Here is a 14,330-nt window from a genome sequence, read left to right as displayed (position 1 = left end):
TCTCCAAGTAACATTCAACTTCAGCACTTCACTCCCAGTCCTCATCCCTGAGGTTGTTTCTTCCAGAAGCCGCATAGTCGCGGTACTGCTGCACAAATAGCTCTTGAATTTCCGATTGAGATAATTGGATCTCTTTAATTTCAGCGCGGGCAATCGCTTTCATCACCTCAATGTAGGCAAGGCCAATCGAGAGGGTGAGGGTGGCTGCCGTGGTGGATTGAAGGATCCCGCCCGCAATCGATCCAACACCCGGGATAAACTTGAGTAAGTTGGAAACAATCGCCCGCCCCGCCACCGTTGCTCCCCCAATTCCAGCCAAAGCCACCATCAGGGAGTAGTAAAAAGAAGGGGAAGTTTTGTAGCCAAAAATAAAGCTGATATTGGCGATCATGCCAATTTGTGCGGTCACCAACAGGGGTGCATCGGCAAAAGGGATGGGCACAGCTCCGATAAACGCAGCACTGGCCACGTAGCTCGATACATACTTAAGGGCGGCATCAGCTTTTAGATCCACCCGCAGCAGTTGTTGTCGAATAAAAGCGAGACGGGCGACTTCCGGCAGCAGTTCCAACGTACAGCCAATTAAGTGCTCCAATCCGTGGGCGGGAATAGTGATTTGCCGGGTAATTACTTTGTCGCGAGCCAAGAGCGGAACAATATAGCGCACTGGCGGGTTCTGGTGTTGCAAGTATTGCAGGAACTCGCTTTCTTCAGAGCCGTCTAAGTATTGGGTCAAAATTAAAATGACCGGTACATCTTTAAGTTCTAAAGCCCGCAACCAATCCAGTTCGGTTTCTTCTAGCCGATTGGCTTCATGATGGATGCAATACCAAATGATGTGGATGTGATGCTCGGGATCCTGTAGGCGCAGTTCATCAATACATTGGGCCACTTCTAGGCGGATACCAACATTTTGTTCTCCAGCCAATTCCATGCCCGGCGTATCGTAGATGGTGATCGGGCAATCTTGTTTGGAATATTTGCGAATGTGACGGGTCACGGGGCTGCCCACACCCGTTCGAGCCAGTTCATCCTTAAAGACAGCGTTCACCAGGGTGCTTTTGCCCACCCCTGTTTTGCCGATCACCATGACATTGCAGTGGCCCATCTCTGCCTCCGCTTCCAACAGGCTCTGTTTAACGCTCTCCTTGACTGGGTGACTGGCCCAATCCCAGGGTTGGGTTGAGCTGCTTTGGGCACGAGCAACGGTTTGATGGGTTAAGGTAATCAGCTTGTCGATCCAGGGTTGGCTGTCTGGATCAGGATCAATTGGGGGCATGGCTCTCTATTCCCAAGCCGGGATCCACAGGCGTATAACCTCAGTATGGCTCCTGCCGATACCCTGTAACGGGCTCGTCCCCTACCAAGAAGGGATCCCAGGGATCTCAAACCAAGACACTAGGCAGACATCAAGCCGCCAAGGATTCTGCCCCCAATAGGGATCCCATCTCACGAGGGGCTAGAGGCGGATAAAAGTGGGATCCCTGACCCGCCACACAGCCCATGCGCTGCAGGTAGAGGGCTTGTTCTGAAGTTTCAATGGCGGGGGCCGTCACGGGCAGATTCAGGGTCTCTGCCAGGCGTAGGGCCGCTAGCAGGGTTTTGTCCGGTTCCAATTGATGGGGGCCGATTGGCTGCACCAAGGATCCATCTAGCCGGATTCCCTGTAGGGGTAAGGTACTCAGGCGTTGCAAACAGACATAGCCACTACCAAACCGCTCCAACACCAACGCCACACCCAACAATTGCAATTGGTGCAGTTGCTGCTCCACTAGAGAACTGGCCTCCATCAACATGGTGCCCGTTAACCCAAGGTGCAACAGGGATCCAGAAAGTTGGAACTCCTGTAACCAGCGATGCAGGCGTTGGGCCAAATCCGGCTGGGCAAATTGCTGGGGAAGCAAGTTGAGGTGTAAAGGCAACTCCGACATCCAGGGATACTGCGCTCGCCACTGCTGCCACTGTCGCAGGGCAGCCTGAATAAACCAATCTGCCAAGGGCACCGCCAACCCAGCTTCTTCTGCCACCCCAAGAAACTCCCGCCCACTCAGCCAACCCCGCTCTGGGTGTTCCCAGTAGAGCAGGGCTTCTACTGCCTGCCAATCCCCTGTAGCCAAATTCACCATCGGTTGGTAACAGACCTGCCATTGTTCTTGGTCTAGGGCGTGCCGTAGCTCCTCTTCCCATTGGGCTCTGGCCTTGGCGTAGCGGTGCAAAAGCGGATCGAACACTTCGTACCGACTTGGCCCCTGTTGTTTGGCCCGATACATGGCGCTATCCGCCTGTTGCAGCAGTTGTTCGGGAGCCAACGCCTGAGAGCCAGCCAGGGCAATGCCAATGCTGGCGCTGATTGTGATTTCGTGGGACTGGATCTGGAACGGCACCTGCAAAGATTGGTGGATGCGTTCGGCAACCCGGGTGGCATCGCTCACCTGTTGGATCCCTTCTAGCAAAATGGCAAATTCGTCGCCGCCAAAACGCGCCAGAGTATCGATGGAGCGCACACAGGCCTCCAGACGCCGGGCCGTCCCCACCAACAGTTCGTCACCGGCATGATGGCCGAGGGTATCGTTCACCGACTTAAACCGGTTCAAATCCAAAAACAACACGGCAAAACGCTCCCCAGGGAGCCGCCGGGCCCGTTCCACCGCCCGTTGCAGCCGATCCATAAACAGGGCGCGATTGGGCAGCTCTGTCAGGGTATCGTGCAGGGCGCTGAGTAGCCCGTGGGGAGACTGTCGCACCGTCAGATCCCGCAGCACTAGGATTGATCCTTTCGGTTGGCCAGATTCATCCCGTAAGGGGGCGATGCCATTGGCCACCGGCACTTCCGCCCCATCCCGCGCCAAGAGCAATACCGCCTCGCCGGAGCCGAGCATCACCTGACCCCGCAGCGCTTCCCCCCAGGGATCCGGTAGAGGCTGATGGGTGCGGGCATCCACGATCCGAACAATTTCCGAGACGGGTTTGCCCAAAGATTCCCCGCGGCGCCAGCCAGTCAGAGCCTCGGCAACCGGGTTAATAAAGGTAATCCGCCCCTGCAAATCCGTGGAGATCACCGCATCCCCCACACTGGTCAAGCTGGAAACCAACCACTGTTCCAGACTTTTCAGTTTGTTCTCGGCCCGATGCTTGTACAAACAAAATTCGATCGCTGTTCGCAGCGCTTGAGCATCGGTGGGATCCGCCAGATATAAACCCGGTTCGATACCCCGCAGCCGTAACTGGGCTTGAGAGGGCAGCTCGGCAAGCCCGGAATCGAAGTAGATCAGCGGCAGCCCCTGTGGCGGGATCTCGGTCACATATCCCAAATCCAACAGAGCCAAATCCAATTGGCCAGCCGCCAGCTGCAAAGGCAAGGCATCCGCCGATTGGCCCACCCGCACCCGAAACCCCTGCAAGCGCAGCACCGGACATAGCCGAGAGGCTGTTTCCTGAGAAGCCACCAATAGCAGTTGCTCTGCTGCCACAGGCACGATCACCCCTTTACCCTACCTTTATAATATGAATCTGCCGAGCAAGACCGCTAATCCCTCCCTCAATTTAGAGTCGCGAACCGCTCAAAGCCAAGGTTACACGCTACCGATAGGGTTGGGTCGTATCCTTTAACGTATCTTGTCGTCTGTTTTCCCGTAGCCAGGAGTGCCAGACACAGACTCACCCTCTAACCCTTTCAATCAAAAACAAGGCTTATTGATAACAGTTCACAAATACGGCTCCTTTGTACTATGCTGAGGGTAAGGGTCAACAGCAAGGGATCCTAGGGTTTCTTTGTTAGGCTGGTTCTTGACCCATTTTCACTCACCTTCGCTGGAGAACCTTGAAGTATGTCTGAAACTTCAACTTTGCGCCAAGCACTTAGCAGCGTGCGGAACAATGCTGTCCTGCTCGGGGCTGAGGTGACCCAGCCGGTTTGTGAGGGTATGAATGCGCTCTTTGCCAGTTTTCAGGGGTTGTATCTGCAATACCAAAAGCATCACTTCGTGGTGGAAGGCACCGAGTTTTACTCTCTGCACGAATTCTTTAAAAATCATTATGAAGAGGTGAGTGAGCACGTTCACGATTTGGGAGAGCGTCTGGACGGGCTAGGGGGTGTGCCGGTGGCCACCTTTGCGACCTTGGCCCAGATGTGTTGCTTTACTCCAGAGCCAGATGGGGCCTTTGAGGCGCGGCAGATGTTGAGCAACGACTTAGCAGCAGAGCAGGCGATTATCGATCTGTTGCGGCGACAAGCTGCTCAGGCGGAAAGCCTTGGGGATCGGGCTACTCGCTATCTCTACGAGCAGATTTTGTTGAAAACTGAAGACCGTGCCTTTCACCTGAATCATTTCCTGGCCAACGATAGCCTGGTGTTTGGACTGATGAACGGTAAAGCCTAATCCACATCCCTATTTTCTAATCGGGACAGAAAGGATTGACAGGGGTTAGATAGCTTGGCCGGGATACTCGTGGAGCTGATGCAGTTTATCAATTCACCCTCCCGGTTTTTTTTGATCACTTATTGAGAAAATTTCTACTTTATCTTTTATTCTTCGACTTGGAGGTGTTGATTTCAGCTATGAACTCGGTTTCTCTGCTCCCTGATTTGTCCTCTGGCAGCTATCGTTTGGATATCCCCTTTGGGGAGCGCTGGCGCATTTGTCGTCGGCTGCTGGAGTTGGGGATCCCGTCGGTGTGTACGGGCGATGGTGGCCTACAGGTGGAAATGAATACGCTATTAGCAGCCCTGCAGGTGCGGAGTGTGATCCGGCAGCATACCGCCCGTCGGCAGGAGCTGGTGCAGGGTCTGGAAACCTGCTGGCAATTGAACATTCAAGCAGGGGGGCAAGATGGGCAAGTCGCATAAGCAAGGGATCCCATTTGAATGGGAAGGCCGATTTTTGGGGTTTGTGCCCTCCTCAGATGGCAAATTGAAGTATTTGCGCTGGCAGACGGGATCCGACCTCTTTACTGGCAAGATCCCAAAACCGATTCGCTCTGAGCTATATCGCACCCTGCGACCCGGCGATGCCATCCAAATTTGGGGCGAACGGGAGGTGGATCTGCGCAAAGGGCAGGAGAAGTGGGTGCTCTACCGAGTGGTGCCCAGCCCAGCTCAGTCCTCTTTAGAGCCTGCACTTCAGACCGGATCTTCAGCAGGGGATCCCAGCCCAAAACCCAAGGGCACCGTACTCGTCTGCCAAAAGTCCGATTGTTGTCGGCGGGGCGCTGGGGAGGTGATCCAAGCCTTGAAGACCCATTTGGCCACCTACCCCGATGCTATCCGCGTGCAGGGGGTGGGCTGTATGAAAGAGTGCAAGCGGGGCCCAAACGTTGTGTTTATGCCCGACAAAGCCCGCTACAGCGGGGTCTCGGCACAAGGAATCCCGGCTTTGTTGGAGCGCCATTTTCCTTCTCCATCTGAGCCAAGTGCTGAACGAAATCGCGTCAGTCCCCTAGCTCTGTAGCCGGAGGAAATAGAGCGGGCGGACTTGGAGTACCACCCCTGTGGGTGGACGACAAACCACCCCAAGTTCAAAGCATCCCGTCGTTATTCAGGGTGGACATATCCCTGTCGTTCAGGCTGGAAAGCCCATACAACTGGCAAGCATGGTGCATTAGCCTTGTGTTTCCAGAGGTGGATATCCTCACCTTGATCCCAGAACGGGTGGGACAAGCTTTTGAAGCGGGTACCAGCCAAATGTTGCGGGAATTTCAGGCCTGGCTACAAACGTCTTCAGCACTCTAATCAGAGCGTTTGGGCGGGTTGTTTTGTCAGGGATCCGCCACCAAGCTCGGATCCAGCGGAGACTGTGAAGATAGGATGTGAGGGATCCCGACTCCTCCTCACCGAGACCTGTGGCGTTTTCTTCTCCCCGCAAGTTTCCCCGCCAAAAACCGGTGCTGCGTGTCGCCCAAGCGATCGAGCCCACCAAGATTTACCCCTGTCCCTGTTGTCATCAGGGCCAATTGCGTCTGATTACGTTAACGGAGGCGCTCGGATGCAGCCGTTGTCAACACATTTTTGCCATTACCCCCGATCAGCTGCACATTGAGCAATTGGCGGTATCCTATCCCTATCGCAAAATTTGGTTTTGGAACGGTTATCAGTGGGTGCTGAAGCGGGAAAACACCCCGCAGGGATCCGCTCTCCTGGGCCTTACCCTCAGCTTGGGGGTAGTGCTGGTGGTGGGGTTCATCGGCGCGATGCTCTTCCCGAATCAAACTCAGTTGCTCAGTTGGTTCATCATTCTTTGCCTGTTGCTAACCCTGCTGATGGTGACTGCGATCCTGCTTTTGCAGCGGCCTTGAGGCTTTGCGTATCGCAGCAAAGAGTGACTCCGTATCCTCAACACTTGTGAACAGGGTCATTTCCTGTTAGCAGTGGTCTGGGGAAACCAGCGGATCTGTCTCCACCGGGAGAAGTTGCAGTGGCAGATTTCGAGCAAGATTTTGACTTGGGCACGACTCTGCGACAGGTGCGCCGTCTGTTACCGCAGTTGCAGCGCCTCAGTAGCCAAACCAAACGTCAGGCGCTGTTGGCTCTATCTGAAGCATTGTTGGAGCGCTCCGCTTTGCTTCTGGAGGCCAATACCCTGGATTTGGAAAACTGCCGTGAGCAAACCGTGCCCGAGTGGATCCTAAATGGCATGAAGCTCACCCCCGAGCGCCTACAACGAGCAGCCCAGTTGCTGACCCGTTTGGCCCAACAACCGGATCCCATTGGCAGACTGGAGGGAGGGTATCGACAGGAAAATGGTCTGCTGATAAACCGTTACCGCGTGCCTTTGGGGTTAATCGCCCTAGTTTATGAGATTTATCCAGAATTTGCCTTGAATGGCATTGGTATGGCTCTAAAAACCGGGAATGGCGTGATTGTGGCGGGGAATGGCCCAATCCAAAAAACCCACCAAGCCATTGTGGAGCTACTGGCAGAGACTGCCTACGAACATGGGATCCCCGAAGGGGCAATTCAATCGTACTCCGCACGACCCGGAGGGTCATCATTACCTGCTCGGGATTTGACGGCGAGCCCGCAAGAGGATTCCTCCCTGTTGCTGCTGCTCCAGCAAACGCGCTATTTGGATCTGGTGATTCCCTGCGGTCGTCCTGGCTGGGTAGAGTTTCTGTTGCAAGCAAGCAAAGTCCCGATTTTGGTGACCCACTTGGGCTATGGCCATATCTATCTGGATCGCACCGCTCCTTGGCCTTTGGTGAAATCGGTCTTGCTGGATCATCTGGCTCAGTACGGCTCGGAAGGGATCCCGATCTACCAACCCCTCACCCTCTGGCTGTTGCTCCACCCCGACTGGGCGGCGGCTCATTTGGCCCAACTGATCGAGGCATTGCTCAGCCAAGGGATCGATATTCAAGCGGCAGCCCCGATTCTAGAACAGTTCCCGGACTTGCACCCGATTGGAGAAGGGTTCGATTCTACCGAACGCCCCCACCTGCGCCTGCAACCAATCTCCGATCTGGCGGAGGCGATCACCTGGATTAACAAAAACGGCTACCATCAATCAGAAACGATCCTCACCGATAGCCAATCGGCGGCACAGCGCTTCTTGCAGGAGGTGGATGCAGCTTTGATCCACATCAATACCTCTCCTCTGTCGGCAGGGCGAGGGGCGGGGATCCCCACCTTGGGGGCGTTTTGGGATTTATCTCTGGGCATTTCGACCCAACGGCTGCATGTGCGTGGCCCAGTTGATGTCGAAGCCTTGACAACCGTAAAGGTAGTGGCCCAGGGTGGCTTGTAGTGAGGGATCCGAATCTCGGTTCAAGCCTATCCCGCGGGGATGATCCGCCCGCTAGAGAACCGATCAGCGTCCAGTTTGCAAGGGGAGCACTTTTTTGGGGATTGACCTGCGCAGTTACGTGTTTTTGGATCGCCTGCAGCCACAATATGCTGCCTATCTGGGTACAGTAGCCTACGGTTTTTTGCCCTTGCCCGGTGACACCTCCCTGTGGATCGAGATTTCCCCTGGCATCGAGATCAACCGCATCATGGATGTTGCCCTCAAGTCCACCTCAGTCAAGCCGGGGCTGCAGGTGGTGGAGCGCCTTTATGGCCTTTTGGAGGTGCACTCCAGCAACCAAGGGGATACTCGCACTGCCGGTCGCGCCATTTTGGCGGCTTTGGGAGTAAGAGAACAGGAGCGCCTCAAGCCACGCATCATCTCCAGCCAGATCATCCGCAACATCGACCCCCACCAAACCCAGTTGATCAACCGCTCCCGCCGTGGTCAGATGCTCTTGGCCGGCCAAACCCTCTACATTCTGGAGGTGCAACCGGCAGGTTATGCTCCCCTTGCTGCCAACGAAGCGGAAAAATCCGCCCAGATCAACATCTTGGAAGTGATGCCCTTTGGAAGCTTTGGCCGCGTCTATTTGGGGGGAGAAGAGCGGGACATTCTGGCCGCCTGTCGGGCTTCGGAAGAAATTTTGGCGGGGGTTTCCGGGCGGGATCCCCTCTTGTCTGAGGCGGAGGTGTAACCCTATGGCTGAATCGGATCCCAAGCCCTCCCCCAAAGTATCGCCTCTGCTGCAGCGCAGCGATCTGTCTAAAGCGGATCGGGTGAAGCTGTTGACCGAGCTGGCCTCGCCCTACCGAGGCTTGCGCCGATTTATCTACCTGGCGGTGGGATCCTCAGCCACCATCGGGGCGTTTGTGTTTTTCTTTCAGGCTCTGGCAGGTCGAGACCTAAGTGCGACTTTGCCCAGTTTGGCTCTGCAGGTGGGAATCCTAGCCGGCATGCTTGGCCTGAATCATTTGGAAAACCGTTCTCGCAAACGGCTGGTCGGGCGGGTGGAGCAGCGTTTGGGCGTAAACCCTTCTCAACCCTCTGCTAAACCGGCCTCTCCTGAGCCAGATCGCTAGCCGAGGTCGGGGTCGTCATCGTATTCCTGATCCTCAGCAGCGCTGCGCAAATAGCGACGCTCGGTACGACGATAGGGATCCGGCTGTTGCCACCGGGGCCATTTTTTGCTGATTTGGATGGCGAGAAAGGCAATCAGAGCGACCAAAGCCACCAAGGTGAGAATCGGAATCACCAAGACCACAACGGCCACCAGCACATAGATGGCCACCTTTGGCAGGGCCGGATCTACCCCCAGCCGTCGGCTGCGCACCCAATCGGTGAGCCGTTGATCCCATTCCCGCAAGCGGGGCTTACTGTCTTCGAAGATCTCCCCCAAAATCGGCCAGAGGCGACTCAGATTACCCTGAGTTTGCGTCCTAAAATCCCGCATCGAGCGCCCCATAAGGATCCTCTGCCAGCTTCAGCCCTATCCTAGCCCACGGCCAGATGCCACCCATAACTCAAATAAGGCCACCTGCTCGGATGTAAATTTGTTTGAATATTTGAATCTGAGATTTTGGAGGCTTCCCAGGACTACAGTACACTGAGGGCACTTGCGCAGTGGTGTTGCTGCCACGCCAATTCAGTAAACTCTTTTTTCAACCTGCTCGACTGGAGAACGCTAATGGCTCACTCGGTCAAGATCTACGACACCTGCATCGGCTGTACTCAGTGTGTACGGGCTTGCCCCACCGATGTGTTGGAGATGGTGCCCTGGAAGGGTAGCAATAAGGCCGGGATGATCGCGGCCTCCCCTCGCACCGAAGATTGTGTTGGCTGCAAACGCTGTGAAACTGCTTGCCCCACTGATTTCTTGAGTATCCGGGTCTATCTTGGCCCTGAAACCACCCGCAGCATGGGCTTGGCCTACTGAGCCGATTGGCAATTGCCAGTTTTACCCACGATGAGCTTAGTTGGGGGGATCCATTCCCCCTATTTTCGTGACTGAGTTACCGATAGAGTTGGTGTTGGCGGATGTACTGCTCGACGGCGGTGGGCACCAAGTAGCGGATGGATCCCCCTTTTTGGATTTGTTCCCGCAAGTAGGTGGACGATAGCGTCAGGGTCGGGGCCTCCAGCAATTCTGCTTGTAGCATCGGCAGCTTTTGAGCAACCATCTGCAACACCTCAGGAGCATCGCCAGCATCCACCCGAGGGGCGACGATCCAATGGCAGATCTGGGCCAATTCCTGAGCTTGGTGCCACTGGGGCAGATCCCGCAAGGCATCGACGCCAATGATCCAGTACCACTGGGTGTCGGGTTGTTCTTGCATGAGACTGCGCAGCGTCTCGATGGTGTAGGAACGCCCTTGGCGGTGGATTTCCAACTCCGAGCAGGCAAAGCGCTCGTGGTCGGCAATAGCCAGCTTCACCATCGCCAGGCGATCGGCGGTGCTAGCACCGGCAGTTAGGGGTTTGTGAGGGGGATCCCCAGCGGGCATCCACAGGATTTGATCCAAATGAAACTGCCAAAGGGCTTGCTCGGCCATGATCAGGTGGCCATGGTGGACGGGGTTAAAGGTGCCTCCCAAAATGGCAATGCGTGGACACTTCGGCGCAGAAAGATTCATGGCTGCTGGCTCAGGTAGGTGATGGCGGCACGCAGCCAGTCTTCGGTTTGGCGCGGCTGAGGGGGTAGTGCTTGTAGGGCCGCATGAATTTCGCTGGGGCTATAGCCGAGGGCCAGCAAAGCCATTTCCACCTCTTCACGGATGGGCATGGGGGGGCCACCAGCTAAGGTTGGATCGCCCACTCCCGCCCCCTGTCGCCAGTTGGCCAATTTGGTTTTCAGCTCTAGCGCCAGCCTTTGGGCAGTTTTGTGGCCCACTCCGGGTGTGAGGCAAAGCACTCGTACATTGTCGGTCACCACTGCCTGTACCAATTCCGGCAGGCTGAGGGTATTCAGCAGGGCCAAACCCAGCGCTGGCCCCACTCCCGAAACCTTAATCAGTTCCACAAACAAGTCTCGCTCAGCCCCCGAGCCAAACCCATACAACAAGAGTTCCGTTTCCCGCACCACCAAGTGAGTGAACACCTGGATCGACTCTCCCAAAGCCGGTAATTGCTTGAGAAAACGCTCCGGGGCCTTGACCCGATAGCCGATCCCCTGCACCTCCACCGTGAGGCTACTGCGCTCCCCCAGTTCGATGGCGGCCAGCTGGCCAATTAAAAACGAGATCATGCTGTGAATCCAATCCGTGTTTAGGATACTGCCAGGCCAAAGCTGAGGATCAACACCTGGGGGAAGGGCAAAGGAGAATCTAGAATGAAAGAGGCTTGCGGGCGGTCATTATGACTTCAACATCGGCATCGGCCACTCCTACCTCGGCACGCTGGATTTGGCGAGGACAGTCGGTTCATTACGTCAAGCAGGGTGAGCACGGGCAGCCTTTGCTCTTGGTGCATGGCTTCGGGGCTTCCACCGACCACTGGCGCAAAAACATTCCTGAACTGGCCCAACACTACCAGGTTTATGCCATCGATCTGCTGGGGTTTGGTCGTTCTGCCAAACCCAACTGGGATTACCGCACCGAGATTTGGCGGGATCAACTGCGGGACTTTTGCCAACAGGTGGTGCGTCGGCCTGTGGTGGCGATTGGCAATTCCCTCGGGGGCTATGTGGTGCTCAGTTTGGCGGCAGAGTGGCCGGAATGGATTCGCGGCGTAGTGCTGTTGAATGGAGCGGGTGGCTTTTCGACGCTGGGGGGATCCCCAACAGGATGGAAGCAGTGGCTAGGCGGTCTGGTGGGTTGGGGCTTGCGCCAGCGCTTGGTGTCTTATCTGTTGTTCCAGTATTTGCGGCAGCCCCGCGTGATTCGGGAAAAGTTGAAGCAGGTTTATTATGACCCTGCGGCAGTGACCGATCAGCTGGTTGCAGATATCCATCGCCCCAGTCTGGAGCCGGGAGCGGCGGATGTGTTCGCCGCCTTGATGCGAGGAGGCCAGAAGGGCCGTTATGTGGATGAGCTGCTGCGCAGTTTGGTGCGTCCGCTGTTATTGATCTGGGGAGAACGGGATCCCTGGATGCGGGCCCGCGATCGCTCCAAGCTCTACCGCGCCCACTATCCGCAGTTGGTGGAACATTTTCTAGAGGCGGGCCACTGCCCCCACGATGAGCGCCCGGAACTGGTGAATCCCTTGATCCACGATTGGATCGAGACCGGGATCCCGGCCACCACCTCTCCCCCGATTTCCAAGGTTGCCCCTGTATCGGAATTGCATCCCTAGCTCCCTAGCACCTCCTCCTCCAACCCCCCTTCCAAGCCGATGGTGTATTTCGACCATTCTCGATGGGTGCCACTGCCCACTGCTTTGGAGATCTCGAAGTAGAGGGTGCTGTGGGGTTGACGGGGTTGGCGCAACAGCGGCATAGCGGCTTCGCGGGGGGTACGATTTCCCTTTTTGACATTGCAGCGCACACAGGCACTAACCACATTTTCCCAGGTATCCCCGCCGCCACGGGAACGGGGAATAATGTGATCGAGGGTAAGATCTTCTCCGGAACAACCACAGTATTGGCAGCGATGGGCATCCCGATACAAAACATTGCGTCGAGTCAGGGGGATCTCTTTGTGGGGAATGTGGACGTAGTGGCGCAGCCGAATAACGGTGGGCAGAGGCATGTTACCGTAGACGACCCTGCCGTTGTGCTCAATTTGTTCTGCTTTACCCTTGAGTAACAGAATGACCGCCCTGCGCCAACTGGTGATGTTGAGCGGCTCGTAGGAGGCATTCAAAACTAAGACTTTGCCCATAGTGCTACGCACCGCTGACGGGATCCCAAGCCCGATCCCAGAGGGGTCAGCTCCTTAAGTTATGCAAGATGTTAACACAGCTTCAACCGTTGTCATCCGTTGTCAAGGTCTTGTTCAGGACTTGCTTCTGGGAAGGAGCTGACTTTATCTACATCTATTGAATCTATTGACTAGGGAGCTGTTGATCCTTTGGAGGCATTCTGGAAGGGATTTTTTCTTTAAAAACCCCCTGGTTCGCCGAGGTAACGGGTATTTTTAACCAACGGCTCAGCTCCGAGGCCAACCACTCCAACTCCGGTTCTTGCAAGGGGATCCCGGCTCCCAGCTCGTACTTGCGGTTGCCCGCCCAGATATTCAACTGGGGCTTCACCTCCACCTGATCCCCATCAGAATCTCGTTTGTGATGCCGGGGCACCAGCTCTAGACGGTCAATATCTCGTCGCCAACTGCGGGGCACTTTGCGAAAGCGCAGGCCAAACACTTCGTGGGTGAGGCCAATTCGGTCTTGGTCGATGTGCAAGTGAGCCTTGCCGAATAGGGCGTAGAGGATCCCGCCCACCATCCCCAACCCTACCGTCCAGAAGGGCAGCGTGAACAGGCCAAACACCACATTGGCCGGAAAAGGGGCAACCCCCACCGACAGAATGGTGAAAAAGGTGATGAAGGAGTTCCAGGCGATGGCAAAAGGCAACAAAACCAGAGCACCCAGTTGTTTGGCCGGGATCACCAGCTGAAAGGTTTGTTCGGACTTGCTCAGTTGAATAAGGCTGCCTGCCGGTTGCCGAGTCGGGACGGTTGCGGCTTCTAGCCGGAGCAAACCAGGGTGATGTTCCAGGTTCTCAAGGGCTTCTAGGGCTTGCTGGGCTGAAGCCGGGCGATCCCCCACCAACGGCTCTGTGATCCAGCGCAACCAATCCCGAAAGGGCACGCTCAGTTGTACCGCCTGCTCGAACAGCACTCGGGATCCCTCTTGGGGTAAGTCTGCCGGATGTTGTCCGGTCAGCAAATGAATTAAGGTGGCACCTAAGCTGTAGAGATCTGAGGCGGGGACGGTTCTACCACCAAATTGCTCTAGAGGCATATAGCCATAGCTCCCCACTACGGTATAGGATCCCTGTTCTCGTGGGGCGGCAGCCTGAACCGAGCCAAAATCCACCAAATAAACCTGCTGATCGGATCCCAAAAGAATGTTGCTGGGCTTGAGATCGCGGTGAATAACGGGGGGGTGCAGCCTGTGCAGGTAGGTAAGGATCCCGAGCAGCGCTTTGGCTAGCGTTCGCACCTCGGGTTCCGTGAAGTGCTGCCCTTGATCTATCCACTCCTGTAAAGAAGGGGCTTCGATGTAGGTTTGTACCAGTGCTAGCCCACGCCCACCCTCAAGGGTGATCTCAAAGTGATCACGGTATTGGGGAATAGCAGGATGAGAGAGGGTTTGTAGGATCTGGGCTTCTCGCTGGAAAAGGTTGAGGTCGGCCCAATCAAAATCTGGCCCGAAGAACAAAAACTTGAGGATCACCGGTTCTGATCGGGTCAGATCTTGAGCCAGCCAGGTTTGTCGACCGCTGCGCTTACTCAGTTGCCGCTCCGGTTGGTACCGCTGGTTCCAGAGAGTAGGGCCATTCATCCGTTGGGGTTGTGGCAGGGAGAAAGAGTGGGAACTTGACAAGTGTGGGTTGTGTTCGCTGGCCGAAAGGATCAACTTCAACAATCTATCTGATAGGAACTAGATTTGACT

At 55.8% G+C, this 14,330-nt stretch carries 17 protein-coding genes; 10 read left to right on the top strand and 7 right to left on the bottom strand.

Going from position 1 to position 14,330, the window contains the following annotated elements:
- Positions 1-28: 28 nt before the first annotated feature.
- Both L1047_RS10360 and L1047_RS10355 read right to left on the bottom strand, forming a co-directional pair.
- A complete protein-coding gene (locus L1047_RS10360; RefSeq protein ID WP_235278777.1) occupies positions 29-1,279 on the bottom strand; it encodes a YcjF family protein in 1,251 nt (416 codons plus the stop codon).
- Between the two features lie 130 nt (positions 1,280-1,409).
- Positions 1,410-3,482: a putative bifunctional diguanylate cyclase/phosphodiesterase gene (locus L1047_RS10355; RefSeq protein ID WP_235278776.1), complete on the bottom strand. Its 2,073-nt coding sequence runs from the start codon at positions 3,480-3,482 to the stop codon at positions 1,410-1,412.
- 345 nt (positions 3,483-3,827) lie between these two features.
- Between L1047_RS10355 and L1047_RS10350 the strand changes: the two genes are divergently transcribed.
- The 8 genes from L1047_RS10350 (at position 3,828) to L1047_RS10320 (ending at position 8,860) form a co-directional block, all read left to right on the top strand.
- Positions 3,828-4,379, top strand: coding sequence for a Dps family protein (locus tag L1047_RS10350; protein WP_235278775.1), 552 nt, complete (start codon positions 3,828-3,830; stop codon positions 4,377-4,379).
- A 179-nt stretch (positions 4,380-4,558) separates the two neighbouring features.
- Positions 4,559-4,846, top strand: coding sequence for an Asr1405/Asl0597 family protein (locus L1047_RS10345; protein WP_235278774.1), 288 nt, complete (start codon positions 4,559-4,561; stop codon positions 4,844-4,846).
- Positions 4,830-5,447, top strand: a complete 618-nt coding sequence (locus L1047_RS10340) for a (2Fe-2S) ferredoxin domain-containing protein (RefSeq protein WP_235278773.1) — start codon at positions 4,830-4,832, stop codon at positions 5,445-5,447. Before L1047_RS10345 ends, L1047_RS10340 begins: the two co-directional genes overlap by 17 nt.
- A gap of 158 nt (positions 5,448-5,605) precedes the next feature.
- Positions 5,606-5,728, top strand: coding sequence for a hypothetical protein (locus L1047_RS16520; protein ID WP_268836332.1), 123 nt, complete (start codon positions 5,606-5,608; stop codon positions 5,726-5,728).
- A 110-nt stretch (positions 5,729-5,838) separates the two neighbouring features.
- A complete protein-coding gene (locus tag L1047_RS10335) occupies positions 5,839-6,291 on the top strand; it encodes a hypothetical protein (protein WP_235278772.1) in 453 nt (150 codons plus the stop codon).
- A gap of 119 nt (positions 6,292-6,410) precedes the next feature.
- The gene (locus L1047_RS10330) at positions 6,411-7,739 is read left to right on the top strand and encodes a gamma-glutamyl phosphate reductase (protein WP_235278771.1); all 1,329 of its coding nucleotides are present in this window, start codon (positions 6,411-6,413) and stop codon (positions 7,737-7,739) included.
- 94 nt (positions 7,740-7,833) lie between these two features.
- Positions 7,834-8,475 carry a hypothetical protein gene (locus L1047_RS10325; RefSeq protein WP_235278770.1) on the top strand — a complete coding sequence of 214 codons (642 nt, stop codon included), beginning with the start codon at positions 7,834-7,836 and terminating at the stop codon, positions 8,473-8,475.
- Between the two features lie 4 nt (positions 8,476-8,479).
- Positions 8,480-8,860, top strand: a complete 381-nt coding sequence (locus L1047_RS10320) for a DUF3493 domain-containing protein (protein WP_235278769.1) — start codon at positions 8,480-8,482, stop codon at positions 8,858-8,860.
- Here L1047_RS10320 and L1047_RS10315 read toward each other — a convergent pair.
- Entirely contained in the window at positions 8,857-9,243 is a 387-nt protein-coding gene (locus L1047_RS10315; protein WP_235278768.1) for a hypothetical protein, read from the bottom strand. The two genes, L1047_RS10320 and L1047_RS10315, sit on opposite strands and share 4 nt — an antisense overlap.
- Before the next feature lie 222 nt (positions 9,244-9,465).
- Between L1047_RS10315 and psaC the strand changes: the two genes are divergently transcribed.
- The gene (gene psaC, locus L1047_RS10310; RefSeq protein ID WP_235278767.1) at positions 9,466-9,714 is read left to right on the top strand and encodes a photosystem I iron-sulfur center protein PsaC; all 249 of its coding nucleotides are present in this window, start codon (positions 9,466-9,468) and stop codon (positions 9,712-9,714) included.
- Between the two features lie 76 nt (positions 9,715-9,790).
- Here the strand turns inward: psaC and nadD are convergent, their stop codons facing one another.
- Both nadD and ruvA read right to left on the bottom strand, forming a co-directional pair.
- Positions 9,791-10,411 carry a nicotinate-nucleotide adenylyltransferase gene (nadD, locus tag L1047_RS10305; protein ID WP_235278766.1) on the bottom strand — a complete coding sequence of 207 codons (621 nt, stop codon included), beginning with the start codon at positions 10,409-10,411 and terminating at the stop codon, positions 9,791-9,793.
- Positions 10,408-11,022: a Holliday junction branch migration protein RuvA gene (gene ruvA, locus L1047_RS10300; RefSeq protein ID WP_235278765.1), complete on the bottom strand. Its 615-nt coding sequence runs from the start codon at positions 11,020-11,022 to the stop codon at positions 10,408-10,410. The genes nadD and ruvA overlap by 4 nt, the downstream gene beginning before the upstream one ends.
- 110 nt (positions 11,023-11,132) lie before the next feature.
- Here ruvA and L1047_RS10295 point away from each other — a divergent pair, with 110 nt between their 5' ends.
- Complete coding sequence (locus L1047_RS10295) at positions 11,133-12,068, top strand: alpha/beta fold hydrolase (protein WP_235278764.1); 936 nt, start codon at positions 11,133-11,135, stop codon at positions 12,066-12,068.
- On the opposite strand, the gene L1047_RS10290 is transcribed toward L1047_RS10295, so the two are convergent.
- A complete protein-coding gene (locus L1047_RS10290; RefSeq protein ID WP_235278940.1) occupies positions 12,065-12,595 on the bottom strand; it encodes an HNH endonuclease in 531 nt (176 codons plus the stop codon). The two genes, L1047_RS10295 and L1047_RS10290, sit on opposite strands and share 4 nt — an antisense overlap.
- 163 nt (positions 12,596-12,758) lie before the next feature.
- Positions 12,759-14,219 carry a serine/threonine protein kinase gene (locus tag L1047_RS10285; protein ID WP_235278763.1) on the bottom strand — a complete coding sequence of 487 codons (1,461 nt, stop codon included), beginning with the start codon at positions 14,217-14,219 and terminating at the stop codon, positions 12,759-12,761.
- Positions 14,220-14,330: the final 111 nt, after the last annotated feature.

It is taken from the genome of Synechococcus sp. Nb3U1 (assembly GCF_021533835.1).
Taxonomy (GTDB): domain Bacteria; phylum Cyanobacteriota; class Cyanobacteriia; order Thermostichales; family Thermostichaceae; genus Thermostichus.
This window is presented reverse-complemented; position numbering and strand designations above follow the sequence as displayed.

Excerpts from the sequence above, each read along its gene's own strand:
- L1047_RS10315 (WP_235278768.1), bottom strand. The coding sequence starts at position 9,243 with ATGGGGCGCTCGATGCGGGATTTTAGGACGCAAACTCAGGGTAATCTG.
- nadD (WP_235278766.1), bottom strand. The coding sequence starts at position 10,411 with ATGAATCTTTCTGCGCCGAAGTGTCCACGCATTGCCATTTTGGGAGGC.
- L1047_RS10350 (WP_235278775.1), top strand. The coding sequence starts at position 3,828 with ATGTCTGAAACTTCAACTTTGCGCCAAGCACTTAGCAGCGTGCGGAAC.
- ruvA (WP_235278765.1), bottom strand. The coding sequence starts at position 11,022 with ATGATCTCGTTTTTAATTGGCCAGCTGGCCGCCATCGAACTGGGGGAG.
- L1047_RS10295 (WP_235278764.1), top strand. The coding sequence starts at position 11,133 with ATGACTTCAACATCGGCATCGGCCACTCCTACCTCGGCACGCTGGATT.
- L1047_RS10285 (WP_235278763.1), bottom strand. The coding sequence starts at position 14,219 with ATGAATGGCCCTACTCTCTGGAACCAGCGGTACCAACCGGAGCGGCAA.
- L1047_RS10360 (WP_235278777.1), bottom strand. The coding sequence starts at position 1,279 with ATGCCCCCAATTGATCCTGATCCAGACAGCCAACCCTGGATCGACAAG.
- psaC (WP_235278767.1), top strand. The coding sequence starts at position 9,466 with ATGGCTCACTCGGTCAAGATCTACGACACCTGCATCGGCTGTACTCAG.
- L1047_RS10340 (WP_235278773.1), top strand. The coding sequence starts at position 4,830 with ATGGGCAAGTCGCATAAGCAAGGGATCCCATTTGAATGGGAAGGCCGA.
- L1047_RS10320 (WP_235278769.1), top strand. The coding sequence starts at position 8,480 with ATGGCTGAATCGGATCCCAAGCCCTCCCCCAAAGTATCGCCTCTGCTG.
- L1047_RS10345 (WP_235278774.1), top strand. The coding sequence starts at position 4,559 with ATGAACTCGGTTTCTCTGCTCCCTGATTTGTCCTCTGGCAGCTATCGT.
- L1047_RS10290 (WP_235278940.1), bottom strand. The coding sequence starts at position 12,595 with ATGGGCAAAGTCTTAGTTTTGAATGCCTCCTACGAGCCGCTCAACATC.